This is a genomic window from Lentzea indica, from assembly GCF_012184385.1.
Taxonomy (GTDB): Bacteria; Actinomycetota; Actinomycetes; order Mycobacteriales; family Pseudonocardiaceae; genus Lentzea; species Lentzea indica.
In genome coordinates, this window is the sequence record NZ_VSRL01000134.1 from 1 (window position 1) to 24,522 (window position 24,522).

Consider the following 24,522-nt stretch of genomic DNA (forward strand, 5'->3'; position numbering starts at 1 on the left):
TGCGGTGAGAAGGGTGTTCAGGTCGGTCGTCACAAACTGATCTTGAACACCCTTCGTCCGTCTGCAGCCACCGCCCGGACTTAGGACTTACTCGTCTAGGGGCGGCCGACCCGCGAACCGGCGTTGCCCATGACCGCCTCAGCCGGCTATTGCCGCCCTAGAGCCTTGGCGAGCACCGCGATGGCGTCCGGGCCGGTCCGGCAGCATCCGCCGACCAGCCTGGCGCCCTGCTCGGTCCAATCCCCCGCCAGCGAGGAGAAGCCGGTGCCGTCCCCGGTCCACGCACGCTCCCGCGCGTCCCACTGCTCACCGCTGTTCGGATAGACCACCACGGCAGCCCGGTCTTGGCGGCGACGCTGACCGCGTGAGCGACGTCCTCAGGCGCGCAGCAGTTCACGCCGACGGCGATCACCTCGTCGACACCCGCGGCCACCGCGAACGCCTCCTCCAGCGGCTGGCCGGCGCACGTCCTGTCGCCACGGACGCTGTAGGAGAGCCAGGCAGGCACCCCGCTGCCGCGGACGACCTCCAGCACCGCCTCGGCCTCGTCCACGTCCGGGACGGTCTCGACGGCGAGCACGTCCGGGCCGGCCTTCGTCAGCTCCTCGATGCGCGGCCGGTGGAACTCGACGAGTTGCGCCTTGCTGAGCCCGTAGCGGCCGCGGTACTCCGATCCGTCCGCGAGCATCGCGCCGTAGGGCCCGACAGAGGCCGCGACCCAGCGCTGTCCGTCCACATCGGAGGCGGCGGAACGGGCCAGGGTGACGCTGGCACGCAACAGACGCGCGGTCTCCTCCGCGCTGATGCCCTTCCTGGCGAACCCTTCGAACGTCACCTGGTAGCTGGCGGTGATGGCGACCTCGGCGCCCGCCCGGTAGTACGCCAGGTGCGCGTCGCGCACGGCGCCGGGATCGGTGAGGAGCAGCCTTCCCGACCACAGCGCGTCGGACAGGTCGTGCCCGGCGAGCTCCAGCGCCGTCGACATCCCGCCGTCCAGCACCACCACTTTGCGCGCCAAGGCATCCGCGAGTTCCACCCCGCGATCCTACGTCCGCGCCGCCCTGGCACGCCGGTCAGCTGGACGACGCCGCCCCGTACCGGGCAGAGGCCAGCTCCGGGGTGCTCACGCGCCGGGTCAGCCGTGGCGGCAGCAACAGCAGCGGCGGCACCGGCCGGCCGTCCAGCTTGCCGACCAGGAGCTCCACCGCGTGCCTGCCGAGCTCCTCCACCGGCAGCCGCACCGACGTGAGCGGTGGCGACACCTGTTCGGCGAGCTCGTCGGGGCAGATCGCGACCACGGCGACGTCACCTGGCACCTTCCGCCCTGCCGTGCGCAGGCAGGAGCTCACCCAGCCGAGCGCCGCGTCGTTGTGCACGACCAGCGCTGTCATCGCCGGGTGCGCGCGGATCAGCGCCTGGATGGACCTGAGCACCGACTCGTAGTCCTCCTCCGCGGGCATGGCCGTCGTGGCGATGCCCCTGCGCATGGCCGCCGCGCTGAACCCGGCCATCGCCCGGTGGGCGAAACCGGTGTTGCGGCGGTACACCGCGCTCGGGGCGCCGAGGAAGCCGATCGAGCGGTGCCCGAGGTCGGCGAGGTGGTCCACGCACTTCGCGCCTGCCGCCTCGAAGTCGAGGTCCACGCAGGTGAGGCCCTTCGTCGCCGCCGGATGTCCGATGAGGACGGACGGCTTCGAGAGCTCCCGCAGCAACGGGACCCTGTCGTCCTCCATCTCCACGTCCATCACCAGGAAACCGTCGACGTGCCCGCTGTCCACCGCCCTGCGCAGGCTCTGCGAACCGTCCTCCGAGGTCATCAGCAGCACGTCCATGTCGTGCCTGCGCGCGGCCGTCACGGCGGCTGTCACGAACCGCATCATCACCGGAAGGTGCAGGCCCGCACGCAGCGGCAGCACCAGCCCGATCACGTTCGCCCGGCTGGTGCCGAGTGTGCGTTCGCCCGCATGGGGGAGATAGCCGAGCGCCCTGATGCTCTCGCGAACCCTCGACTTGGTGTCCGCCGAGATGGACCGTTTGCCCGTGAGCACGTAGGAGACAGTGCTCGGGGCAACACCCGCGTGCCGTGCGACGTCCGCGATGGTGACCACACCGACCCCTCTCGCGCACCCACTTCACCCGATGCGTTCCGGACACGATAGGGAGCGTGCTCAGGTGAACTCAAGGGTAATGTTCGCGTTAACATTGTTTGCGATCTGTGGTCCAGACGAATTGTGTCGTCTGGAAACTTCCAGAACAGAAGCTTGCTGCAGCTCAGCCGAGCTGCGGCTCACGCTCCGCGTCGTACAGCAGGCCGACACGGAGCGTGAGCACGTTCACATCTCCGCGTCAGCTGAAGGCCGTGACCAGTGCCTGATAGGCGGGCTTGGGAGCGAACGCCTCATCGAACGGCAGCGCCGCTCCCTGGCCGGGGAACACAGACGGGATCCACGAGTGCTTGTCGGACAGCGCCCACGTGGTGATCCCGACGCATCGCGGCACGGCGAGGCAGGACCTGGCCACCGCGCCGTAGTCCGAGGCCTGGGTCGCGAGCTTCGTGGAGTCCGCCGGCAACGTCATCCGCACGTCCAGCTCGGTGATCGCGACGTCCACGCCGAGATCCGCGAACCGCTGCAGGTTCTGCTGCAGCGAGGCAGGCACGCCACCGAGGAGGAGGTGTCCCTGCAACCCGACGCCGTCGATCGGCACGCCCTGCTGCTTGAACGACCGCACCAGCTCGTACACCGCGTCGCTCTTCGCGCCGAGCCCGTCGATGTTGTAGTCGTTGTAGTAGAGCTTGGCGTCCGGATCAGCGGCACGGGCCGCGCGGAACGCCTCCGCGAGGTAGCCGTCACCGAGCTTCTGCTGCCAGAACGACTGCCGCCGTGAGCCGTTCTCCTCGAACGCCTCGTTGACCACGTCCCAGGCGAAGACCTTGCCGCGGTAGTGGCCCGCGACCTCACGGATGTGGTCGAGCATCGCCTGCCGCAACTGGTCGGCGGGCAGGTCCTGCACCCATTGCGGGGTCTGGTTGTGCCACACCAGGGTGTGCCCGCGCACGCGTTGGCCGGCGGCGACCGCTCCCGCCCAGATCCGGTCGCCGCCGGTGAACGTGAACTGACCACGAGAGGGCTCGGTGGCATCCCACTTCAGCTCGTTGCCGACGGTGATGACGCCGGCCTCGCGTGCGGTCAGCACACGGTTTGGCGTGTCCTCCAGTTCGGACACGGTCATCGCGCTGCCGAAGTACTTCCCCTTGGCAGCGGCCAGTTCCCGCAACGGCTTGGCGGCACTCGGCGCGTTGCACAGCTGGCCGTTGAGCTTGAACTCGGCGGGCGAGCCGTTCGTGCCGCTGTAGGTCCCGTTGAACCCGAGGCCGGACAAGGTCGCGCCGGGTGCGATGGTCCGGTTCCAGTCCAGCGCGGTCGCCGAGGTCTGGGTCCACGTGGCACCCCAGCCGTTGGTGATCCTCTGGTTGCCGGGGAACGAGAACGCGAGCGTCCAGCCGTTGATCGGCGCGGTGCCGGTGTTCGTGATGGACACGGCGCCGGTGAACCCGGTGCCCCAGTCGTTCGGCACGCTGTACGTCACCTTGCAGGACCCGCTCGGCTCAGGCGCCGGTCCCTGTCCCGGTGGCGTGCCGACCAAATACGGGTCCAGGTAGGCCTGTTTGGTGGTGTTGACCGTGGTCCAGTCGTCGTTGAGGATGCCGCCGGTGTCACCGGAGTTCGGGTTCCACGACCAGAACGCGAAGCTGAACCCGTTGTTCAGGTACTCCAGCAGAGTCCGCAACCACACCTGGTCACGTGGATCCCGCAACGTCGTGCCGAACTCACCGAGCCAGACCGGCGCGATGTCGTTCTTCACCAGGTAACCCCAGTTGCGGTCCCAGATCCCCGCCAGGTTCGAGGGGAACGCCGGATCCTTGAACCAGGACTGCTCGTGCACCGAGGTCGCGTAGTCGTGCGCCGAGTACACGAGGCGGTTGGCCACGTTCAACCGCACGGGCGCCGCCGCCGCGCCCTGCAGGTTGCCGCCCCACCAGTAGTTGTCGCCGATGCCCTCGACGATGATCAGCCAGTCGGGGTTGGCCGCGAGCACCGCGTTGCCCGCGCGTTCCGCGGCCAGCCGCCAGTCGCGCGTGGTGTCGCCACAGCCCCAGCACGCAGGGTCGTGCGGTTCGTTGTGCAGGTCGGCGCCGATCACCGTGGGGTTGTTCGCGTACCGCCGCGCGAGCATCACCCAGTCGTTGATCCAGCGCGTCTCCGGGTAGGCGTCGGTGTACCAGAGCGCGGACTGGCCCGCGGAGCTCGGCCGGTGCCGGTCCAGCACGATCTTCAGGCCGATCCGGCCGGCGTGCTCGACGATCTTGTCCATGACCTGGACACCCGACAGGCCGGCGAGATCGGGGTTCTTCGTGAAGTCGATGCCGTTCGGCGTGCTGCCGGAGTCGAACAGCTGTGAGGCGTACGGGAGCCGGACCACGTTGTAGCGCAACGACTTCATCTGGTCGAGCATCTCGCGGTAGTTGCGCGCCCACAGGCCGTGCGGACTGTAGGTGTCGGTCTCCAGGCCGAACCAGTTGATGCCGGTCATCCGCACCGGCTGGTTGTTCGCGTCGAGCAGCCGGGCGCCGCTCGTGTGCCAGTAGCCGTCGCCGGTCGCCGCCGTCGCAGTCGGGGTTGCGACGACGGCGGTCGACGCCAGCACGAGCAGCAGCACGTGCAGGAGTCGTTTCATGGTGGTCTCTTCCTAGAGCGCCGGGTAGCGAACTGGGAGCGCTCCCAGATTTCACCGCACTGTAACGCGGGTCACTTGGACCAACCGGTCGCACAGAAAGTAGTCGCTCGGCCACCCAGCGCTGCTTGTTGGCCCGACCGGGCCAACGTTTGTTCCCCCACTCGTCCGCCTTGGAGCCCTCTTGCTACTCCCTTCGAGTGGAATTCCGGGAACGCTCCCAGGCGAGGGCGGGGACGCCCTACACCACGGAGGACGCCCCCTGGTCCCGTCAGCCGCGACCGGCCCCGGCGCCTGCCGTGACCACGCTCTTCACACTGCTCGCGCCGTCGAGCGGGTAGGAGTACGGGATGCTCTTCACCGAGCCGCCCTGATCACCCGAACCCGAGTTGACGAAGTGGTTGTTGCGCGCGACCAGCGAGCCGCCGGGCGAGCTGCCCTCGCCGCGGTGGAACGGGTCCTCGGTGTTCTCGAAGTAGTTGCCCTCGACCAGGACACCGGCTTCCACGGTGGACGCGACGCCGTAGTCCACCACGCCGCCGTAGTAGTTGTTGTAGACGTGCACCGGGTTGCCGAACCGCACCCGAGGGTGCCGCTGCTTGGTGCCGGCGAACCAGTTGTGGTGGTAGGTCACCCGCAGCTTGCCCCGGTCCTCCGACCCGTTGCCATCGCTGTGGCCCAACAGCATCGTCTTGTCGTGGCTGGAGAACTTGTTCCACGACACCGTGACGTAGTCGGACGCGCGCTTGACGTCGACGGCACCGTCGTAGCCACTGGAGAAGCTGTTGTGGTCGACCCACACGCGGCTGGAGTACTGGACGTTGATCGCGTCGTCACCCCAGTTGCGGAAGTTGAGGTTGCGCACGATCACGTTCGAGACGTTCGAGATGTTCAAGCCCTGCCCGGTGATGGTCGCGGTCGAGCCGACGCCCTCGATGGTCTTGTTGGAGGCGATCCTGGTCATGCTCGACAGCGAGATCGTGCCGGAGACCCGCACCACCGCCGGGCTCGACGACTGCACGGCCGCGGCGAACGCGGACGCCGTGGTGACGGTGACCGGTGCGGCACTGCCGCCACCGTTCGTGCCACCGCCCTGGGTGGCCCAGCCGACCAGCCCGAACGGCGCGGCCACGGCCTGAGGAACAGCGACCACACCGGCGACGAGTGCTACTGCGGAAATCAATGCTGCGCGTTTTGGAATCATTCCACGCTCTTCCGGTAGTGAGCGGCGGTGCACCGAAGGTAGCGAGCACCGAACACACCGGTCAACCAATTCGATGATATTCGAATCGAATTCTCGACAATAGTTGACAGAAAGAGCAGCCGCTCTACGATCAAAATACCGCCGCGCATCCCCTGCAAGCGGAGCGCACATGAAGAAACTGGCAACAACGGCGTTGGCCATGGCATTGACCGCATTTCTCGCACTCCAGGCCCAGGCCGCGGGCAGCACGTTTCCCACGCCCACCGGGCCGAAGCCGGTCAGCGCGACCATCAAGGTGCCGGCGGGCACCTACGACGGTGGCATGAAGCGGTTCTACGGCACGGGCAAGCTCGGGTCGGGTGGCCAGAACGAGAACCAGGACCCGATCTTCCAGCTCGCCGACGGCGCGACGCTGAAGAACGTGGTCCTCGGCGCCCCCGCCGCGGACGGGATCCACTGCCTCGGCACGTGCACGCTCACCAACGTGTGGTGGGAGGACGTCGGCGAGGACGCGGCCACGTTCAAGGGCACGTCGTCGTCGCAGACCATGACCGTCAACGGTGGTGGCGCACGCAAGGCGTCGGACAAGGTGTTCCAGCACAACGGGCCGGGCACGATGGTCATCCGCAACTTCCAGGTGGACGACTTCGGCAAGCTCTACCGGTCCTGCGGCAACTGCAAGACGCAGCACAAGCGCAACGTCGTGCTGGAGAACATCACCGCGTTCTCGCCGGGCAAGACTCTGGTGGGCATCAACACCAACTACGGCGACACCGCGCGGCTCTCGAAGATCACGATCGTCGGCGACAGCAGCCGCAAGATCGTCGTCTGCGAGAAGTACAGGGGCGTCACGAGCGGCGAGCCGACCAAGATCGGCAGCGGCCCGGACAGCACGAACTGCCTCTACAAAACGTCGGACGTGACCTACCGTTAGCGAAATGGCCCCGGGAAACGTTCCCGGGGCCATTTTCGTCACCACATTTCGGCGGTGTGCGAACCGATGTGCTCGAAATTCCAGTCGTCACCGATTCCCGGCAACGACGAGAGCGTCACGTCGCCGTTCTCGTCGAGCGCGTCGGCGATCGAGTTCCGATGCGGCGGCACGCGGTCGAAGTCCACGTGCGGGTGCAGCAGGCCCCTTTCGTACCACCGGCCCGCGTCGGTGGCACCGAGCACCGTCAGGCTGGCGGTGCCGTTGCCGTGGATCTCGCAGTCCAGGTTGAACGACTCCGCGAGGTGCACGATCTTGAGCACCGGAGTGATGCCACCGGACCCGGCAGGACCCGCGCGGAGGATGTCGCACGCCCCCGCGGTGATCCACTCCGCGCGCGTCAGATGCTTGCCCCACGCCACCTCCGGGCCGATCACCGGGATCTCCAGCTGGCCTGCGAGCCATCGGTACGAGCTGATGGACGCCTCCTCCATCGGTTCCTCGAACCAGTAGAAGTCCAGCTCCTGCAACGCTTTGCCCAGCCGGAGCGCTTCCGTCCTCGAGTACCAGTGGCTCGCGTCGAGCATCAGCGCGACGTCTGGCCCGACTGCCTCACGCACCGCGCGGCAGGCCGCGATGTCACGCGCGACGCTCGGCGCTCCCGGCACAGGCGGCATCCAGGTGTGCAGCTTGATCGCCTGATAGCCGGTCGACACCAGGTGCTTGGCGAAGTCCGCGTAGTCGCCCGGCGTCGCGAGGCCGTCGGCGTCCCCGCACATCGTGCTGGCGTAGGCAGGGATCCGGTCGCGGGCACCGCCGGCGAGCTTCCACGCGGGCAGCCCCGCCTTGCGTGCCACGAGATCCCACAGCGCCGTGTCGACGAACCCCAGCGCGCGGTCGGTGAACCCGCCGCCCGCTCCCCGTTGCCGCCGTGCCATCAACCGCCACAGCCGTTCGCGGTCCCAGGGGTCCTGCCCGCTCAACACCGGTCGCACGTGCTTGTCCAGCACGGCGGGCCGGAGATGATCCGGCTGGATCTGGCAGTACCCGGTGACGCCGTCGGTGTCGGTGATCTCCAGCAGCGCCTCGGTCACCTCGTGCTCCTGCGCGGGATGCCGGTGGCCCTCGGGATCCACGGCCGTGCACGCGGTCGTGGTGAACGTGCGCACGGCCACTCGTTCGATCACTTGCGCTTCTCCCACTCCTGCTGGGCGGTCGTGAGCTTGGCCGCGAGCTCGTCGAGGAACTGCTGCGCGGACATCTGGCCGAGCAGCACCTTCTGGTAGAGCGGCTCGGTGTCGGTCTTGGTGATCGACGAGTACTCCGGCAGGTAGACGGGCGCGGGCACGAGCATCGTCGCCGGGTCCTCCAGCACACCCAGCGCCATCTTCACGGCCGGGTTCTTCTGGATCCACTCGGCACCGCGCACGTCGGTGTTGGCGGGGATCTGGCCGACCTTCTCGTTCCAGTACCCGTTGCTCTCCGCGGAGGTCAGGAACTCGACGAACTTCCAGGACGCGTCCGGGTTCTTGCTGCCCTTGAACACCGCGAACCCGTCGGTGGGGTTCGGCACGACGGTGCGCTTGCCGGACGGGCCCTTCGGCAACGGCATGGCGCTGACCTTCTGGGCGCCGAGAGCCTTCATCACGTCGGCGGTGGAGCCCAGGTTGTGGTGCATCATCGCCACCGTGCCGCCGGTGAACTGCGCGACCATCTGCGTGTAGTTGTTGTTCACGTCCGCTTCCGGCGTGGACTTCTTGTAGATTCCCGCGATCTTGCTGACCAGCTCGGCGTTGCGCGGGTCCGAGACCGTGCTCTTGCCGCCGTCGTAGAACTTGTCGACGCCCGAGTAGGAGTAGGCCTCGGCGAGCAGCTGGAAGACCGAGCCGGCACCACCGCGGATGGTGAACCCGTACTTGTTGTCAGCGGGTTTGGTCAGCTTCGCGGCCGCGTCGACCAACTGGTCCCACGTGTCCGGGACGGCGATCTTCTGCTCGGCGAACAGGTCCGAGCGATACCAGATGACGTCGAGGTTGCCCGACGCGGGCGCGGCGTAGAGCTTGCCGTCCATCGCGGTCTGCCGCACCGTCTCCAGCAGGCCGGGCAGCAGCTTCCCCTTCAGCGGGCCCGACTCCAGCCGCTCGTCCAACGGCTCCAGCGCGTCCTGCCCCACCAGGTGCGCGAGGTAGGAGGTCGTGACGCCGCCGACGTCCGGGGTGGACCCGCCCGCGATCGCCGTGTCGTACTTCTGCTGCACCGACGAGCTCGGGATGCCGACGTACTCGACCTTGATGTTCGGGTTCGCCGCCTCGAACCGCTTGATCAGCTCTTCGTAGATGGGCGTGCGGCCGGGGCCGCCGTTGTTGTCCCAGAACGTGATCGTCGTGGGACCGTCCTGTCCCCCGGCGGAGCAGGCGCTCAGCACGAGTGCCAGCGCGACCAGCAGTCTCTTCATGCTTCTCCCCTAACCCTTGACGGCACCGGCGCTGAGTCCCTGCACCAGGAACCGCTGCACCACAGCGAAAACCAGCACGACCGGCACCGCGGCGACGACGCCGCCCGCCGCGAGCGCCCCGAAGTCGGTGTTGAACTCCCCCAGCGCGTAGCTCAGCCCGACCGGCAGCGTGAACTTGTCCTGCCTGCTCGCGAACATCAGCGCGAACAGGAAGTTGTTCCAGGCGCCGATGAACGCGAACGACCCGACGGCCACCAGGGCGGGCCGCAGCTGGGGCAGGGTCACCGCGAAGAACGCCCGCAGCCGCGAGCAGCCGTCGACCATCGCGGCCTCTTCGAGCTCGACGGGCACGTTGCGCACGAACCCGCTCATCAGGATCAGCGCCAGCGGCAGCTGGAACGCGGTGTCCGCGATGATCAAACCGGTGAGGCTGTTCAGCAGCCCGACGTTCTTGAAGATCACGAACAACGGGATCAGCATCATCGCGCCGGGGATGAACTGCGTGCACAGCAACGCCAGCAGGAACACCCGCTGGCCGCGAAACTTGAATCGCGCCAACGCGTAACCACCCATGACCGCGAACACGGTGACCGTCACCAGTGTCCCGAGCGCGATGAGCAGGCTGTTCTGGAAGAACAACCCGAAGCCGATGTCGTTCCACACGGTGTCGAAGTGCTCGAACGTGATCGGCCACGGCAGCAGGGTGGTCTCCCCCGCCGGTCTGAACGCGAAGACCAGCATCCAGTAGAACGGGATCAGCGTGAACAGCAGGTAGAGCACCAACGGCAGGTACAGCCGGAAGAACCGCGATGGATCACGGTGCTTCTTGCGTCGCGGTGGGGCCGGAGGCGGTGGCGAGACCGGGGTTTCCTGGCGGCTGAGTGTCTGGGTCATGCCCGGCTCCCGAACTTGGACAGCCTCAGGTAGAGGACGGAGAAGAACAGCAGGATCACGAAGCCGGCCATCGTCAGCGCCGAGCCGTAGCCGAAGTCGTGCGAGTCCACGGCCTTGCGCGCCACGTACAGCGGCAGCGTCGTGGTCTGGTTCGCCGGACCGCCGCCGGTGAGCGTGTAGATCAGATCGACGTTGTTGAACTCCCACACCGCACGCAGCAGCGTCGACAGCACGATCGCGTCGCGCAGGTGCGGCAGGGTGACGCTGACGAACCGGCGCCATCGCCCGGCGCCGTCGACCGACGCGGCCTCGTACAGGTCGTTCGGAATGGTCTGCAGATCGGCGAGCAGCAGGATCGCGAAGAACGGCACCCCGCGCCACAGCTCGGTGACCACCGTGGCGGGGAAGACCGTCGCCGGGTCGCCGAGCACCGACGTGCCGGGATCGCCGATCCCCCACTGCGCGAGCTGCTGGAAGATGCCAGTGGACGGGTTGTAGAGCAGGATCCAGATGCCGGTGGTGAGCACGCCGGACACCGCCCACGGGGAGAACACCAGCGACCGTGCCATCGCGCGGCCCACGAAGGTCTCGTTGACGATCAGCGCGAGGACCAGGCCCAGCACGAGCTGCAGGCCGACCTCGACGACGACCCACTTCGCGCTGAACAGGAGGCTCTGCCAGAACAACGGGTCGTCGAACAGCATCCGGCGGAAGTTCTCGAACCCGATGAAGCCGTTCTTCCACGGCTGGGTGACGGTGTGCTGGCGCAGGCTGAACCACCCGACGCTGGCGATCGGATAGACCAGGAACACCGCCATCAGCAGCAGTGTCGGTGCGATGAGCACGTACGGCGCCCAGGTGCGGGTCCTCACGCGGGGTTCCACCCGCCCAGGTAGGCGCTCTTGGTGTACCGCTTCGCCTGCTCGTCCGTCAGCTGCGGCCGGTCGGTGCCCTTGCCGGCGCCGGGTCCGGTGTTGCGGTATTCCGCGAACCTGGCTTCACGCCACGGGAATCCGGACATGTCCGTCCACGGTGCCGCCTTGATCGCCGCGGGCAGCGAGGTGTTGCGGATGACCACCTGCGCGATCGCCTCCGGGTCACCGCCGGGGTGCCACGGCCTGCCGAGGAAGTAGGTGCCCGCCGGTGCGTCGCTGCGGATCTGCGAGTCCACGATCAGGAAGCCGTAGGGGTTGGCGCGCTGGGTGCTGGCGGCGGTGATGTACCCGTTCGGGTCGCCGCCGCGGTTCAGCGCGGTGATCGTGGCCCGGTCGAACACGGCGGTGGCGCGGCCGAAGAGGAAGTCGACGTCACCGGTGATCGCGCAGTCCCGGTAGTACTGACGGGAGCGCGTGGTCACGTTCGGGCTGTCGGCGTACAGGGTGTCCTGGTGGCCTTCGAAGTGCACGCGGTCGAAGAACATCCGGTCGCCGGTGGCCTTCACCGCGACGGCCTGGGTGTTCGTGATCTCCGGGTGCTTCTTGCGGTCGAACGAGTTGCGGAAGGTGAGGTCGCGCGCCTTGAAGTCGTCGGCGGCGATGGTCGCGGTGGCGCTGCCGGACGTGCCGTACGTCGTGCCGTCGGGTTTCTTCGTGCCGTTCGCGTTGTCGTAGTCGATCACCACGTCCTGCGCGCGTCCGGTGGCACCGCGCAGGGTCAGGCCCTTCTTGCTCGCGGGGATCTTGATGACCTCGCGGTACACGCCCTTCGGCAGGGTGATCACGGCGCCGGCGGGAGCGGCGTCGATCGCCGACTGGACAGTCGAGAAGCCGTGGCCCACCACCAGGTGATGGCCTGCCGGCTGCGCACCCGCCTTCAGGTGCCTGATCCGGTACGCGGGTTCGAGGCCGCGGTTCAGCGTGGGCGTCCAGCCGGCGTCCGTGCCGAGCCGCTTGTCCGGGAACGCGGTGTTGTGCGCGTCGACCAGGCTGAGTGGCTTGCCGTCGACGAGGTTGCCGGTGTCGGTGATCGCGGTGCCGCCCCAGTTGTAGACGACCTTCTCGGGCGCGATGCCGCGGATGTGGTTGTTCTGGGCGTAGATCTGCGAGTGCACGCCGACGCCCCAGCTGTACACCGGGGAGCCTTCGTAAAGGTTGTTGTAGACGTGCACCTGGCCGAACCGGACGCGCGGCGCTCGTTCCTGGACGTTGCGGAAGACGTTGTGGTGCACCGAGACCCGCAGCTTGCCGGGGTCGGTCGTCGAGGTGTTGGACCCGCCGATCAGCATGGTCTTGCCGTGCTCGGTGAAGACGTTGCGCGACACGGTGACCAGGTCGGCGGCCGCGGTGATGTCGAGCTGGCCGTCGTGCACCTGGTAGGGCCTGCTGAAGTAGAGCGGCTGGGTGCTGTCGACGTTCGGCTCGTCGGTGAACGTGTTGTGGTCGACCCACACGTTCTCCGACTTCTGCACCGACACCGAGTCGTACAGCGAGTTCCAGTTGCCCGGCGCGGCGCCGGGGCTGTTGTCGTTCGGATCCCACCTCGGGAAGCAGTCGCTGGTGTCGCGGAAGGTCAGGTTGCGCACGATCACGTTGCGCGCGCCGTGAACGCGCAGGCTGCCACCGGTGATCCCGGCACCGGGGCCGGCGCCGATGATCGTCGTGTCGGAGCCGACGTCGAGGCCGATCACGGCCGCCTGGTTGCGCGCGGAGGCCGCCCGTGCGTCTTCGAGGGGTCCTTCCGGGTCGCGGTCGCGGCCCCAGACCGCGGGATCGTAGGCGGCGAGGTAGGCGGGCAGGGTGTAGCCGCCGGTCGCGTAGTCGGTGCACTCCAACGGTTTTCCGTCGGCGCCGGTGTTCGCCTCGATCACGCCCTTGATCCGGATGATCCGGGGCGCGGGTGCGGCCAGAGCGGTGACCAGCTCCGCTCGGGTGCGCACGGTGTGCACGTGAGCGGCGGGCGCGGCGGCGCCACCGGTCGTCCCGGACCCGCTCGAGGCCCACCCGTCCCCCGCGGGCAGCACCTGCCTGGCCGGGTCATGACCGGCGTGCGCGGGTGCGCTCACCAGCCCCGTGCAGGCACAGGCCAGCACAAGCGCACGTACGAACAATCGCATGGCGCAATACCCTTCGAATGGTTGTTCACATTCATGAACGCCGTCCACGAGCGTGAACCGGATATTACGAACGCGTGCGCCGGGCGTCAACGAAATGAATGCGTTCGACAATTCGAGGTGGAATTCGACAAGAATTCGAGTCGAATTGCTCGAATTGGCCGCCCAGGCCCCCGACCTGCATGTCAGGTGACGTGCTCATCACGATCTATCGCGTCGTCGAACAGAGGCCCAGCGCCACTACCAGGAGTTTCGATGAGATTCGACAGTATGATCGTCGAACGATACTCATCAGTCTCGTATTGACCACGCCCGCCGTCTGGTCTAACTTTCTCGGCCATTGCCCAGTTCGGCTCGTACTACCGCAGTACCGGGGGAACAATGAGACCCAGATCGACAGTCCTGGCGATGGCCGCGATATTTCTGGTCACCGGATGCACGGGATCGCCCGTACCGATCGCGTCCGGCCCACCGTCCACGCACCGGCTCGTCGCGCCACCGACCATCGCGAACACGCTGACCGTCCAGGGGGTGGAGGACGGCCGCACCGTCCTGCTGTCGGACGGCACGCGGATCCGCATCGCCGGGCTCGCCGCGCCCGAGGAGTGCTGGGCGAAAGCCGCCACCGCGTTCGCCAAGGCGTTCCTGCTCGACAAGTCGGTGAAGGTCGACCCCGGTGACCCGGCCGTCGTCGACGAGGCGCCGCTGTGGCTCGAGGACGGCACGGAGTACGCGCTGTTCGCCGTCAGCCAGGGGGTGCTGCGCGGTGACTCGCCGCACGACCCCGCGTTCCAGGAAGCCGAGGTCGCCGCGACCAAGTCAGGGCTCGGGCTGTGGGGCGATCCCTGCCGCGGCCAGGCCAAGCCGCCCGCCACCACGGGACAGCCACAGCCACCCGTCGTCACGGCGCCCTCGCCCGTGCCGACCACCACGGTTCCCGCCGTGTTCGGCTGTGCCGTCAGCTACCGCGTCACCCATCGGTGGAACATCGGGTACAACGCCGACGTGACGATCACCAACACGGGCAACACGCCGATCTCCGGCTGGACGCTGCGCTGGACGTTCACCGGCGGCCAGGTCGTGACGGACATGTGGAACGCGACGAGCAAACAGTCAGGCGCCGAAGTGAGTGCCACCAACGTCTCCTACACCGCGAACATCCCGGTGGGAGGCAAACAGGTGGTCGGGTACACCGGAAGCTACCGCGCCTACAACCCCGCGCCGGCCGCGTTCTCCCTGAACGATCACCCGTGCCAGATCCGGTAACGTCCTTTTAAGACGAACAGGACGTCGTGGAGGAGTGCTCTGTGCTGGAGATCAGCGGACTGACGTGGGCGGTGACGATCGGGCTGATCGTCGTGCTGCTGGCGGTCGACCTCGTGCTCGCGGCGGCGCGCCCGCACCGGATCGGTTTCCGCGAGGCCAGCCTGTGGTCGGTGTTCTACATCCTCGTCGCGATCGGGTTCGGCGTGTGGTTCGCGAGCGCGCACGGCGGCGGGTTCGGCGCGGAGTACTTCGCCGGCTACATCGTCGAGAAGAGCCTGTCGGTCGACAACCTGTTCGTCTTCGTGATCATCATGACGACGTTCCTGGTGCCGGAGGAGCACCAGCACAAGGTGCTGACGTTCGGCATCGTGCTGGCGCTGATCATGCGAGGCATCTTCATCGCCGTCGGCGCAACGCTGCTGGCGTTGTTCTCGTTCATGTTCCTGCTCTTCGGCCTGCTGCTGATCTACACGGCCGTGCAGCTGTTCCGGCACCGCAACGAGGATCCCGACGTCGAGAACAACGTCGTGGTGACGACCGCGCGCAAGCTCCTGCCGGTCACGGACGACTACGTCGGCGGCAGGATCTTCACGCGCGTCGGCGGCAAGCGGATGGCCACTCCCCTGTTCGTCGTCCTGGTCGCGATCGGCGGCGTGGACCTGCTGTTCGCGCTCGACTCGATCCCCGCTGTGTTCGGTGTGACCGAGGAGCCCTACATCGTGTTCACCGCGAACGCGTTCGCACTGCTGGGGTTGCGCGCGTTGTTCTTCCTCGTCAAGGGACTGCTCGACCGGCTGGTGTACCTGTCGGCCGGGCTCGCGATCATCCTGGCGTTCATCGGCGTGAAGCTGATCCTGCACTGGGCGCACGTCGACATCTCCGCGAGCGTCCCCGAGGTGCCCACGCCTCTCAGTCTCGGCGTGATCATCTCGATCCTCGTCGTCGTGACCGTCGCGAGCCTCATCAAGACCCGCAACGACCCGACGGCCAAGGCGCACCCCGGCTCGCTGCGCGGTCACCGGGAGGACAAGACCGAAACGGACTGACGCCCTCTGACGGCTGTGGGATCCTGCCCGGACGCGACCAGCCGAGCTCGGAGGTACACCGTGGGTGCCGGTACGTACGGAGACGCCGCCTACCGCTTCCTCGTTCCCGACGCGCCGCACCACAAGCGCACCGACCGGGACCTGTTCCCCTCCTTCGACTCCACCCGTGCCGCCACGCTGAACGTGTTCCGCGCCAGGCCCGGTGTCCAGCGCCCCAGCCTGATCTCGTCGTGGTCGGGGTCGATCGAGAGCCTGCTGCTCTCGTTCCCCTCCTACGGCGTGCACACCCCCGAGCTGACCGCGGGCTACCGCTCCGTGATCAACGCGATGCGAGCCGGGACCCGGTTCGTGGTGGTGCACCACCAGAGCGATCGGCAGACCGTCGAGGAGTGGTTCAGCGGGCATCCCGCGGCGAACGTGTCGTACGTGCCGATGCCCGACTACGTCGACTTCACCGACTGGGCCGAGGACGGCTACCTGGCTCTCGTCGACGCCGACGACATCGACGAGACCCGGACGTACCTGCTGGAGCCGTGGTCGTTCCCTCGCTCGGGCGACTCGCTGATCGCGGACAACGTGGAGGAGCACACCTCGGTGCGGGCGAGCCAGGCCCCGCTGGTGTTCCAGGGCGGGAACTGCCTCATCGGTGACGACTTCTGGCTGCTCGGCACCGACTACTTCCTCGACACGCTCGAGCTGATCCGCAGCGGCGAGCTGCCGGTCAGCGTGCCGGAGGGCCGCACGGAGGTCGAGTTCGTGCGGGAACTGTTCAGCAGGCACGTCGACAGCGCCCGCGAGCTCCAGCTCGTCGGCACGAAACGGCCGCTGGGCCTCAAGAAGTACTACGCGACCGCGGAAGCCGGCCAGTACCTGCTCGACCTGCCGGGTGGCGGCACCGGCGACCTCCAGCCGATCTTCCACATCGACATGTTCGTGACGCTGGCCGGCCCGGCGGACGACGGCCGGTTCCGCGTGCTCGTGGGCAGCCCGGAACTCGCCGACGCCGCGCTCGGCACGAAGTCACCGTTCGCCCTGCAGACCGCGTACGACGAAATCGCGGTCGAGTTCGACCGGCGCGGCTTCGCCGTCTCACGCAACCCGCTCGTCCACCGGCCGCAGATCACCCAGCAGCTCACGTTCGCCGCGCTGCGCGACTTCGCCGGCACCCCGGACGGCGCCGAGCTGCGTGAGGTCGTCGGTGAGTTCACGACGGCGGGGGCGCAGCCCGAGTCCACGATCCACGTCCGGTCGTGGCACCACATCACCTGGAACAACTGCCTGGTGGAGAACAGCTCCAGCACCGGGCGCACCGTCTACCTGCCCACGTTCGGCCACGGCGAGCAGGCCGACCTCGCCGTGATCGACGACGAGATGGACCGGCTGTGGACGGGTCTGGGGTTCTCGGTGGTCCGGCTCGCCGACTTCAACGCCTTCGCCAGCCGTCTGGGAGTCGTTCACTGCATCAAGAAGTACCTGGGACGGGGTGCGTGAGCGTGCTGAGCAGTGGATCGACGGTCAAGCCGAGCTCGGGCATGCCCAGCCAGTCCAGGGTGCCGTCCGACTCGGCCAGCTTGATCCGCACGGCGTAGACGCTGAGCAGCAACGCCTGCAACGAGTCCGCGCCGAACGCCGCATCGACGGTCTCGTCGCCGAGGCCGACGATCTGGTGTGGACACTCCCAGTCGCCGTTGCTGCTCAACGGGTCCGGGCGCGGCGCGCCGAACCTGATCACCACCTCGAAGTGCGATCCGTCCTGCGCCACGCCCTCGATCCGCCGTTCCGCGACGATCTCTCCCAGCTCCATGCCCTTCAGCCTAGTGCGGTCATCAGCCGCTTGGCCTGCACGACCGCCTTGCTGGAGCCCTTGCGCGCCGCGACCTCGGTGAGGCCTTCGACGTCGCCGCCCGGCTTGAGCAGCTGGGCCAGTTCGACCGCCAGCTCGATGACGTCCGCCACCCGGTTGTGCGTCCACAGTGCCGGCAACGCCGCCACCAGCAGGTCCCACACCTGCCTGGCAGCGCCGGACCGGGCAAGGTCGCGCAGGCCCGGCACGATCCGGTTCAGCGCGAGGTCGCCGCGTTCCAGCAGCAGGCCCATCACTGAACCCAGTTCCTTGCCGTCGAGTTGGCCGCGTGACGCGAGGGTGAGCAGGGCGTCGACGGCGTGGGCGCGGTTGACCGTGAGCTCCGCACCGAGCCCGTACGCGAGCGCCAGGTGCATCGCGGCGCCGATCGGGCCGTCCGCCTCGGCGAGCAACGGCAGCAGCGGGCCGTCGCCGCCCTTCGAGGCGCGCCGGTAGGCGAAGTGCGGCACCAGGTGAGCCGCCACGACCTCGCGCTGCACGGGCAGGAGGGCGGGCCACCACTCGATCATCGGGCCCCACTCGTCGTGGCCGAACCAGTGCTTCTCCGGCTCCGGCAAGCCGGGATTGACCGTTGCGAGCAGCCGTTTCTCCGTGACCGACGGGCGGTAGTAGCCGTAGTCGGGCGTGGTGCGCGTGCGTTCGACCAGCTCGACCCCTGGGTCGGAGCGGTCTCTCAGCCACTCGCGCAGCAGCCGGCCCGCGTTGCCGGGCAACGACGTGAACGCCTCACCGCCCACGTCGCGCGGCAGCCGGTGGTACGCCTGCTTCAGGTCGCGCGGCCACGGTTCCCAGCCCTCGGCCTCGGCCTTGGCGAGCCGTTCCCGCAGCGTGGCGGGGTCGAGCAGACCGGACGCCTCGGTCGGGACGGACACCAGGGCGGGACGTGGTGAGTGCACCAGGCCTCGCGCGATCTCGTGCAGCCGCAGGGCGAGCTGCTCGCTGACCGAGCCGGCCTGTGCCCGCTTGAGCTGCTCCAGCCACGTCCTGGCGGAGTCCAGCGCCGACGCGAACGGACCGACCTGTCGCGGCGGCACGGAAGCGGCCACGATGATCGCCGTGAACTCGGACCGGGGATCGCGCTTGGCGTGGTCGGGGTAGTACTCGTACGCGCTGCGGTTCTGGATCCACGGGTACTTGTCGTAGATCGGCTGGAACGCCTTCGCGACGGCTTCCCTGTCCTGCCAGGTGAACCGGACCACCGCGTCGATGATCCGCTCGGTGGTGACGGCATCGATGTGCCCGGCGTTGCGGCCGAACAACGACAGCACCTCACGCGTCAGCTCGTCGACCGTGGCGATCGGCTCCGGCCAGGGACGCGGCACGAACGGGGCGAGCGCGACGGCTTCTTCCACCACCGCTTCGACACCGAGCTGTGCGGCGAGGTCGGATGGCAGTTGCCCGGCCAGCGCCCGCAGTTCGGTCTTCGTGGCGTCGCTGATCCTCGTCAGGTGCTTGGCCACCAGCTTGACCGCCTGGCCGCGCAGGTCGTCCGACTCGTGCGCGAACAGCTCCGCCGCGGCCAGCACGACCTCGTCCGGAGTGGACTTGGCGTGCTTGCCGAGCCAGGTGAGCTGGGCGCGGACGAGCTTCTTCTCGGTGCGGCCGAACACCCACCGGCTCGCGTCGCACAGCAGGTCGAAGTCGAGCCTTTTCGCGTCGTCCAGCCACTTCAGCCGGTTCTGCGCGAGCGTGGCGACGGTCGAACGCGAGTCCGGCAGCATCGCGACGTAGTCCCGCGCGTGCTCAGCGGTCTCGTCCATCGTGACGTTCAGGACTTCGTGCAGCGCCAGGAAACCTTCCATCTCCTTGGCGGCACCGCCCTGCTGGAGCCGGGCGAGGCAGCCGTCGAGGAGCACTCGCCGGTCTGCTCTTTCGCGCAGGAACCCAGTCCACTGCCGGGTGTTCGCGAAGATCGCGCCGGCGCCGACGACCTCGAGCATGCGCGGGATCAGCGCGTCGAAGCCGGGCCGCCACCTCGTGTGGCCGCCGAAGTCCATGAAGTGCAACAGGAACCCGTCCGAGTCCGGCGGGTTCTCCCCGCAGAACTCCAGGACCACCCTCAGCAGGTCCTGCCGCCACAGGTTGCGCGTCGGGATCTTGGCGCCGAGCCTCGAGACCAGGTCCGGCAGCCACGCGAGCTCGCGGTGCCGCAGCACGTCGAGCACCACGGCGGTCGCGTTCTCCTGGCTCCTGTGGTGGTTCCAGATCCGGTAGCGCACCAGCCACGGTGTGAGCGCCGAGGCGTTCGGCAGCAACCCGGCGCCCGCGATCGCGAGCGTCTCCTGGTGGTGCCAGCTCCGGTCGCCCGCCCTGTGCTTCTTCTCGTACGCGATCAGGTCCTTCGCGAGCTCCTTGCGTTCGTCCGGGCTGAGGGTGTTGAGCGCTTCGCCGAGTGACGAGGTCTTGTCGGCCTCGATCAGCGCACGGATGTCGTCGAACGTCACGCCTTCCCCCTGACCATGTCCGCCGCCAGCACGTGCTTGCACTTGCCGCGCCCGCCCCGGTACTCGGCCCACCACTGGCAGGTGCACGCCTCTCCGTTGACCCGATGGTCGCCGACCAGTGCGGTGTCGCCGTCCCAGCGAACTGCTTTTTGCTCGACCAGCGCCTTCGCGTTGCGCAGCCTGGGGTTCATCGCCTGAACGTCGGCGCCGTCGTACGGGAGCTCGCGGTGGAAGTACGAGGCCTCGGCCAGGTCGTAGCCCACTCGCCCGGCTGTCCCGAGCTGCGCCAGCGCGTCCTTGACCCTTGCTGTGGTGAGCCCGGACCGTTCGGCGAGATCGGCGATGTCGACGCGGGGCTCGAAGTCCAGCAGGGCGCCGACGAGTTCGGCGTCGGTGTCGGCGTCGCCAGCGGCCAGGCCGTCGAGGACCGCACCTTCGCCGGACAGGCCGCGGTTGACCTCCGGGGAGAGGACGAGCGTGAGCCGTTGCGCGCCGAGGTCGATCTCCCAGCCGCTCGCGACCGGCTTGCCGTCGGCGGGCGGGCCGTACAGGCGGACGGCTTTGGCGAAGCGCAGCAACGGGATGAGCGTTTCGAGACGGTTCGGGCTCGCCAGGCACACAGCGTTCGCCGACGCGGTTCCGCTGAGCCGCAAGCTCTTCCCGGACGGGACGGCCCACACCGCCGCGCGCCCCTTGGGCAGCGTCTTGAGGAACCGCTGGGCGTCGGCAGGTGCGAGCTCGGCCTTCAGGTCGAAGCGCGAGGTCAGCACCTGGGTCTCCGCGAAGCCCCGCAGCCAGCGCGGCGGCAACGGCACCTTCTTCTCGACGATCGCTCCGTCGAGCGTGCCGACCTCGACCTGGTCCGGCCCGACGGTCAGGTGCAGCGGATCGCCCTTGGTGACACGGGCAAGAGCCCGTCGCAGCGGCTCGTTGACGTCGACGTTGGTGGTGCCTCGGTCGTGCACCTCACCGTCGAGTGCCCCGGAGAGGACGTCGAGCCGGGCGTAGACGCCGCAGCAGCCGGAGAACGACTCGAAGCGCAGCCGGTCACCGTTGCACGTGACGACGGGATCCCTGAGCCGTTCGGTGGTGGGCTGGAAGTAGCGGGTGCCCGCGATCTTCGCGATGGCGAGCAACGCCGTGGCTGCCTGCTGCGAGTCGCCGAGGAACCCGGTGAAGAAACGCGGGTTCGGTGCCCTGCCTCCGGAGGTCTGCAGTCCCAGGGCGCGACGCGTCTCGTCCAGCCGGGAGTCGGCGACGTAGGCGTACGAGTGCATCGCGCCACTTTAGGGAACAAGCGTTCGATTCCGCGGCCGAACGATCAAACATGTCGGCGCAGCAGGTCCTCCTCCGTCTCACGCCGCGCGATCGGCCGCGCCACGCCGTCCCGCACCGCGACGACCGGCGGACGGCACACCTGGTTGTAGTTCGAGGCCAACGCGTGGTGGTAGGCACCCGTCACGGGCACCGCGAGCAAGTCGCCGGAGTGCACGTCCGAGGGCAGAAGCACGTCCTCAGCCAGCACATCGCCGGCCTCGCAATGCCTGCCGACCACCGTGGCCGATCGCAGCTTTCCGCCGCGCCCGACCAGACGCACCGCGTACTTGGCGCCGTACAAGGCCGGACGCGGGTTGTCGCTCATGCCGCCGTCCACAGCCACGAAGGTTCTCGTGACGCCGCGCTTGACCGCGCAGACCCGGTACAGGGTCACGCCGGCGTTCGCGACGATCGAGCGTCCTGGCTCGACCAGCAGGCGAGGCACCGGCACCCGGTGCACCGCGCACTCGTAGTGCAACACGCCGAGCACCCGCTGCGAGAAACCGAAGAGGTCGAACGACGACTCGCCCGGCAGGTACGGCGCGCAGAAGCCGCCACCCCGGTCGAGCTGCTCGATCCGGACGCCGCAGGACGCGATCAAGCCGACCATACGGCGCACGGTTTCCTCGTACGACGCCACGTGCCGGACCTGGGAACCGATGTGGCAGTGCAGGCCGGCCAGCCGCAGCGACGGCTGCTCGACGACTCGCAGGATCTCCTCCAGGGCGGCACCAGAAGCCAGCGAGAAGCCGAACTTCTGGTCCTCCACACCGGTCGCGATCGCCGCGTGGGTGTGCGCGTCCACACCGGGCGTCACGCGGATCATGACCTCCTGGCCGTGCCGTGCCAGGGATCCGAGCTGGGCGATCTCGTCGAACGAGTCGACGACGATCCGCGAGACGCCGTGCTCCAGTGCGGCCTTGAGGTCCTCGCTGGTCTTCACGTTGCCGTGCAAGACGATCCGCCAGGCCGGAAACCCGGCGGCGCGGGCGAGGGCGACTTCTCCTGCCGATGACACGTCCAGCGACAGTCCTTCTGCGGCCATCCACCGGTAGACCTCGGGGCAGGGCAACGACTTGTCCGCGAACACGACCTCGGCGTCCGGCAGGGCGCGCAGGAACGCCCTTGCCCTGGAACGGACCGTCCGCTCGTCGAGCACCTGGCACGGGGTGCCGAAACGGGCCGCGAGCTGGGTGGCGGGGACTCCACCGATCACCAGGTCCGCGCCGTCGAGACGGGTGCCGTCCGGCCACAGACCCTCTTCCAGCACCGGCTCGGTGGAACATCCGATGCTGGGCAACAACTCGGCGAGTGTCATACGTCCAGCACACGCCTGGCGGACGCCCGTGCCCAGGCCCCGGACGAGACCCTGACACGGGCACCCCTCACCTTGACGCGATTCTGACGATCACGGTGGCGGCGGCCACATCAGTGCCTCCACTCAATGCACGCAGCACCCCAGCGGCGTCGCCGGTGCCTCGACGGGTTCCCGCGCGGCGGCCTCGATCTCCGCGAGCACCCTCGCCCGATCGGCCGGTCCGAGGTAACGGCGCGCGACACGACGGCGTGGACGCGGCTGACGTTCGTGATGTTCGCCAGCGGATCCGCGTCCAGCACGACCAGATCCGCCTGCTTTCCCGGCGTGACCGTGCCCGTCTCGTGGTCGAGCCCCAGGCACCGGGCCGCCTCGCTGGTCGCGGCCCGCAACGCCGCCATCGGCGGCAACCCGGCGCGCACGAGCAGCGCGAGCTCGTCGTGCAGCGAGAACCCGGGGAACACGTAGGCGAAGCCCGCGTCGGTTCCCGCGACGACACCGACGCCGGCCTCGTGCATGGACCGGAGCAGACGCATGCGCGCATCGCCGAACCGAACCAGCTCGGCCACTTCCTCCGGTGTGCGCGCCGGCCGGCCCGACATGATCGCCTGCCACTGCGCGCGCAGGTCGACCGGGACGTAGCGCATCCGCTCCAGCGCCACCGGGTCGTTCACGATGCTCTCCGGCGAACGGGACATGTTCCGCTCGACGAACAACGTCGGCGACTGCCACGTACCGCGTTCGGCCATCGCGGCGAACAGTGACGAGGCGCGGGACGGTGAGTGCGTGGCGACGGCGGCGCGCTCGATCCGGCCCGACTGCCGGCCCCACCAGTTCGGGTCGGCCGGGTCGTCTGGCAGGGATCGCAGCCGCGCGTAGAGCTCGTCGGCGTTGTCCGAAGTGGACGTGAACAGGTTGTAGAGGTGTTCGTGGGTGTGCTGGGAGAGCGCGTCCTGCACCGGCACCCGCGCGGGCACGTGGCCCGCGAACGGGATCCTCAGCCTGCGCGCTTCCGAAGCGATGGCGGCATAGCACTCGGGCGACAGGAACGAATAGACCTTGACGAAGTCCGCTCCCCCGTCCTTGGCCCTGTGCACCGCCGCACGAGCCTCCGACGGGGTGCGCACGATGTCCGCGCCGGGCCAGATGGCACCGGGACCGTCGACGATCGCGCTCGCGATCACCATGCGCGGGCCCAGCACCTCGCCGGACTCGATGCGCCGGCGCGTGTCGTGCGTCTCGGGCAGGCCCCACATCTCACGAATGCCGGTGACGCCCTGCACGACGTGCAGTGGTGCGACGGTGTTCTCGAAGTACGTGGCGTGCGTGTGCAGATCCCACAGACCTGGGATCACGTACTTCCCGGCGACGTCGACCACCCGCACGCCGCGCGGCACGTCGCGGTGCCGACCGGCGGCGAGGATGCGGTCCCCTGCCAGCACCACCGTCGCGTCACGCACGGGCGCGCGGCCGGTGCCGTCGATGAGCGTGGCCCCTCTCAGCGCCACCATTCCGCCGGCAGCGAACGCCGGTGGTCCGGCCGCCCCCAGCACCGCCGCCCCGAGCGCGCCTTTCCCCAGCCAGGACAACACGTCCCGGCGTGCCAGATCCCCCACTGCTCCACCTTCCCCCGAAGTCCCCTACCACCAAGGTAGCGACCTGGGAGAGGCGGAGCAGTGGGGTCGGCCCCCAGGGTTCCGGCAAAGTCGTGTCGGTGCTGGTCAGGGGTGGATTCCGAGGAGTGTGAGTGGTCGGGTGAAGTCTCGGCTGGTGTGGCGGAGGCCGGTGGTGATGCTGGTGTGGCCGGCGAGGCGGTGGGCGTTGATGGCGAGGTTGCGCAGGCTGGCCATGGTGCGGGGTGCGGTGCCGGTGCGCACTCGTGAGACGTCTTCGGTGTAGGTGACGTCGCGGATCCAGTGCAGCTTGTTCTCGATGCCCCAGTGGCCGCGGGTGTAGGCGGCCAACTGCGCCGGACCGGCTTGGTCGGGGGTGAGGCTGGTGAC

18 protein-coding genes and 1 pseudogene are annotated in these 24,522 nt (G+C 68.5%); 4 read left to right on the forward strand and 15 right to left on the reverse strand.

Annotation, left to right across the window (positions count from 1 at the left end; genetic code table 11):
- Positions 1-218 precede the first annotated feature (218 nt).
- The 4 genes and pseudogenes from mmuM to FXN61_RS30080 all read right to left on the reverse strand — a co-directional run.
- Positions 219-985 (reverse strand): annotated as a pseudogene (gene mmuM / locus FXN61_RS30060) (homocysteine S-methyltransferase); the annotation flags it as partial.
- Positions 986-1,073: 88 nt separating this feature from the next.
- On the reverse strand, positions 1,074-2,108 hold the full coding sequence (locus FXN61_RS30065; RefSeq protein WP_167977375.1) for a LacI family DNA-binding transcriptional regulator: 1,035 nt from the start codon (positions 2,106-2,108) through the stop codon (positions 1,074-1,076).
- Positions 2,109-2,346: 238 nt separating this feature from the next.
- Complete coding sequence (locus FXN61_RS50945; RefSeq protein WP_223165658.1) at positions 2,347-4,737, reverse strand: endo-1,4-beta-xylanase; 2,391 nt, start codon at positions 4,735-4,737, stop codon at positions 2,347-2,349.
- A gap of 268 nt (positions 4,738-5,005) precedes the next feature.
- Positions 5,006-5,917 (reverse strand): pectate lyase family protein, encoded by a 912-nt coding sequence (locus tag FXN61_RS30080; protein WP_246292190.1) that lies wholly within the window; start codon positions 5,915-5,917, stop codon positions 5,006-5,008.
- Between the two features lie 190 nt (positions 5,918-6,107).
- On the opposite strand from FXN61_RS30080, the gene FXN61_RS30085 reads away from it, so the two are divergent.
- Positions 6,108-6,872, forward strand: coding sequence for a pectate lyase (locus tag FXN61_RS30085; RefSeq protein WP_167977377.1), 765 nt, complete (start codon positions 6,108-6,110; stop codon positions 6,870-6,872).
- A 38-nt stretch (positions 6,873-6,910) separates the two neighbouring features.
- Here the strand turns inward: FXN61_RS30085 and FXN61_RS55780 are convergent, their stop codons facing one another.
- Genes FXN61_RS55780 through FXN61_RS52955 form a run of 5 tightly spaced genes read right to left on the reverse strand, consistent with a single transcriptional unit; the run spans position 6,911 to position 13,270 of the window.
- Positions 6,911-8,056, reverse strand: coding sequence for an enolase C-terminal domain-like protein (locus FXN61_RS55780; RefSeq protein WP_167977378.1), 1,146 nt, complete (start codon positions 8,054-8,056; stop codon positions 6,911-6,913).
- Positions 8,053-9,324: an ABC transporter substrate-binding protein gene (locus tag FXN61_RS30095; RefSeq protein WP_167977379.1), complete on the reverse strand. Its 1,272-nt coding sequence runs from the start codon at positions 9,322-9,324 to the stop codon at positions 8,053-8,055. Before FXN61_RS30095 ends, FXN61_RS55780 begins: the two co-directional genes overlap by 4 nt.
- 9 nt (positions 9,325-9,333) lie before the next feature.
- Positions 9,334-10,218, reverse strand: a complete 885-nt coding sequence (locus FXN61_RS30100; RefSeq protein WP_167977380.1) for a carbohydrate ABC transporter permease — start codon at positions 10,216-10,218, stop codon at positions 9,334-9,336.
- Positions 10,215-11,090 carry a carbohydrate ABC transporter permease gene (locus tag FXN61_RS30105; protein WP_312878092.1) on the reverse strand — a complete coding sequence of 292 codons (876 nt, stop codon included), beginning with the start codon at positions 11,088-11,090 and terminating at the stop codon, positions 10,215-10,217. The genes FXN61_RS30100 and FXN61_RS30105 overlap by 4 nt, the downstream gene beginning before the upstream one ends.
- On the reverse strand, positions 11,087-13,270 hold the full coding sequence (locus tag FXN61_RS52955) for a pectinesterase family protein (protein ID WP_246292191.1): 2,184 nt from the start codon (positions 13,268-13,270) through the stop codon (positions 11,087-11,089). The genes FXN61_RS30105 and FXN61_RS52955 overlap by 4 nt, the downstream gene beginning before the upstream one ends.
- A 405-nt stretch (positions 13,271-13,675) precedes the next feature.
- Between FXN61_RS52955 and FXN61_RS30115 the strand changes: the two genes are divergently transcribed.
- The 3 genes from FXN61_RS30115 to FXN61_RS30125 are packed head-to-tail and all read left to right on the forward strand — an operon-like array spanning position 13,676 to position 17,070.
- Positions 13,676-14,533, forward strand: a complete 858-nt coding sequence (locus FXN61_RS30115) for a cellulose binding domain-containing protein (protein WP_167977381.1) — start codon at positions 13,676-13,678, stop codon at positions 14,531-14,533.
- Between the two features lie 41 nt (positions 14,534-14,574).
- The gene (locus FXN61_RS30120; protein ID WP_167977382.1) at positions 14,575-15,579 is read left to right on the forward strand and encodes a TerC/Alx family metal homeostasis membrane protein; all 1,005 of its coding nucleotides are present in this window, start codon (positions 14,575-14,577) and stop codon (positions 15,577-15,579) included.
- A gap of 60 nt (positions 15,580-15,639) precedes the next feature.
- A complete protein-coding gene (locus FXN61_RS30125) occupies positions 15,640-17,070 on the forward strand; it encodes a hypothetical protein (RefSeq protein WP_167977383.1) in 1,431 nt (476 codons plus the stop codon).
- Here the strand turns inward: FXN61_RS30125 and FXN61_RS30130 are convergent.
- The 6 genes from FXN61_RS30130 to FXN61_RS30155 form a co-directional block, all read right to left on the reverse strand.
- Positions 17,042-17,383 carry a DUF6968 family protein gene (locus FXN61_RS30130; protein ID WP_167977384.1) on the reverse strand — a complete coding sequence of 114 codons (342 nt, stop codon included), beginning with the start codon at positions 17,381-17,383 and terminating at the stop codon, positions 17,042-17,044. The genes FXN61_RS30125 and FXN61_RS30130 overlap by 29 nt on opposite strands.
- A gap of 5 nt (positions 17,384-17,388) precedes the next feature.
- Positions 17,389-19,887: a DUF6493 family protein gene (locus FXN61_RS30135; protein WP_167977385.1), complete on the reverse strand. Its 2,499-nt coding sequence runs from the start codon at positions 19,885-19,887 to the stop codon at positions 17,389-17,391.
- Complete coding sequence (locus FXN61_RS30140) at positions 19,884-21,164, reverse strand: SWIM zinc finger family protein (protein WP_167977386.1); 1,281 nt, start codon at positions 21,162-21,164, stop codon at positions 19,884-19,886. The genes FXN61_RS30135 and FXN61_RS30140 overlap by 4 nt, the downstream gene beginning before the upstream one ends.
- A 44-nt stretch (positions 21,165-21,208) precedes the next feature.
- Entirely contained in the window at positions 21,209-22,522 is a 1,314-nt protein-coding gene (gene lysA, locus FXN61_RS30145; RefSeq protein WP_167977387.1) for a diaminopimelate decarboxylase, read from the reverse strand.
- A gap of 110 nt (positions 22,523-22,632) precedes the next feature.
- On the reverse strand, positions 22,633-24,135 hold the full coding sequence (locus tag FXN61_RS30150; RefSeq protein WP_167977388.1) for an amidohydrolase family protein: 1,503 nt from the start codon (positions 24,133-24,135) through the stop codon (positions 22,633-22,635).
- A gap of 105 nt (positions 24,136-24,240) precedes the next feature.
- The coding region (locus FXN61_RS30155) for a transposase (protein ID WP_167977389.1) at positions 24,241-24,522 on the reverse strand (282 nt) is incomplete at its 5' end.

Coding starts and splice junctions, on each gene's coding strand:
- FXN61_RS50945 (WP_223165658.1), bottom strand. CDS start 4,737: ATGAAACGACTCCTGCACGTGCTGCTGCTCGTGCTGGCGTCGACCGCC.
- FXN61_RS30085 (WP_167977377.1), top strand. CDS start 6,108: ATGAAGAAACTGGCAACAACGGCGTTGGCCATGGCATTGACCGCATTT.
- FXN61_RS30095 (WP_167977379.1), bottom strand. CDS start 9,324: ATGAAGAGACTGCTGGTCGCGCTGGCACTCGTGCTGAGCGCCTGCTCC.
- FXN61_RS30100 (WP_167977380.1), bottom strand. CDS start 10,218: ATGACCCAGACACTCAGCCGCCAGGAAACCCCGGTCTCGCCACCGCCT.
- FXN61_RS52955 (WP_246292191.1), bottom strand. CDS start 13,270: ATGCGATTGTTCGTACGTGCGCTTGTGCTGGCCTGTGCCTGCACGGGG.
- FXN61_RS30115 (WP_167977381.1), top strand. CDS start 13,676: ATGGCCGCGATATTTCTGGTCACCGGATGCACGGGATCGCCCGTACCG.
- FXN61_RS30130 (WP_167977384.1), bottom strand. CDS start 17,383: ATGGAGCTGGGAGAGATCGTCGCGGAACGGCGGATCGAGGGCGTGGCG.
- FXN61_RS30140 (WP_167977386.1), bottom strand. CDS start 21,164: ATGCACTCGTACGCCTACGTCGCCGACTCCCGGCTGGACGAGACGCGT.
- lysA (WP_167977387.1), bottom strand. CDS start 22,522: ATGACACTCGCCGAGTTGTTGCCCAGCATCGGATGTTCCACCGAGCCG.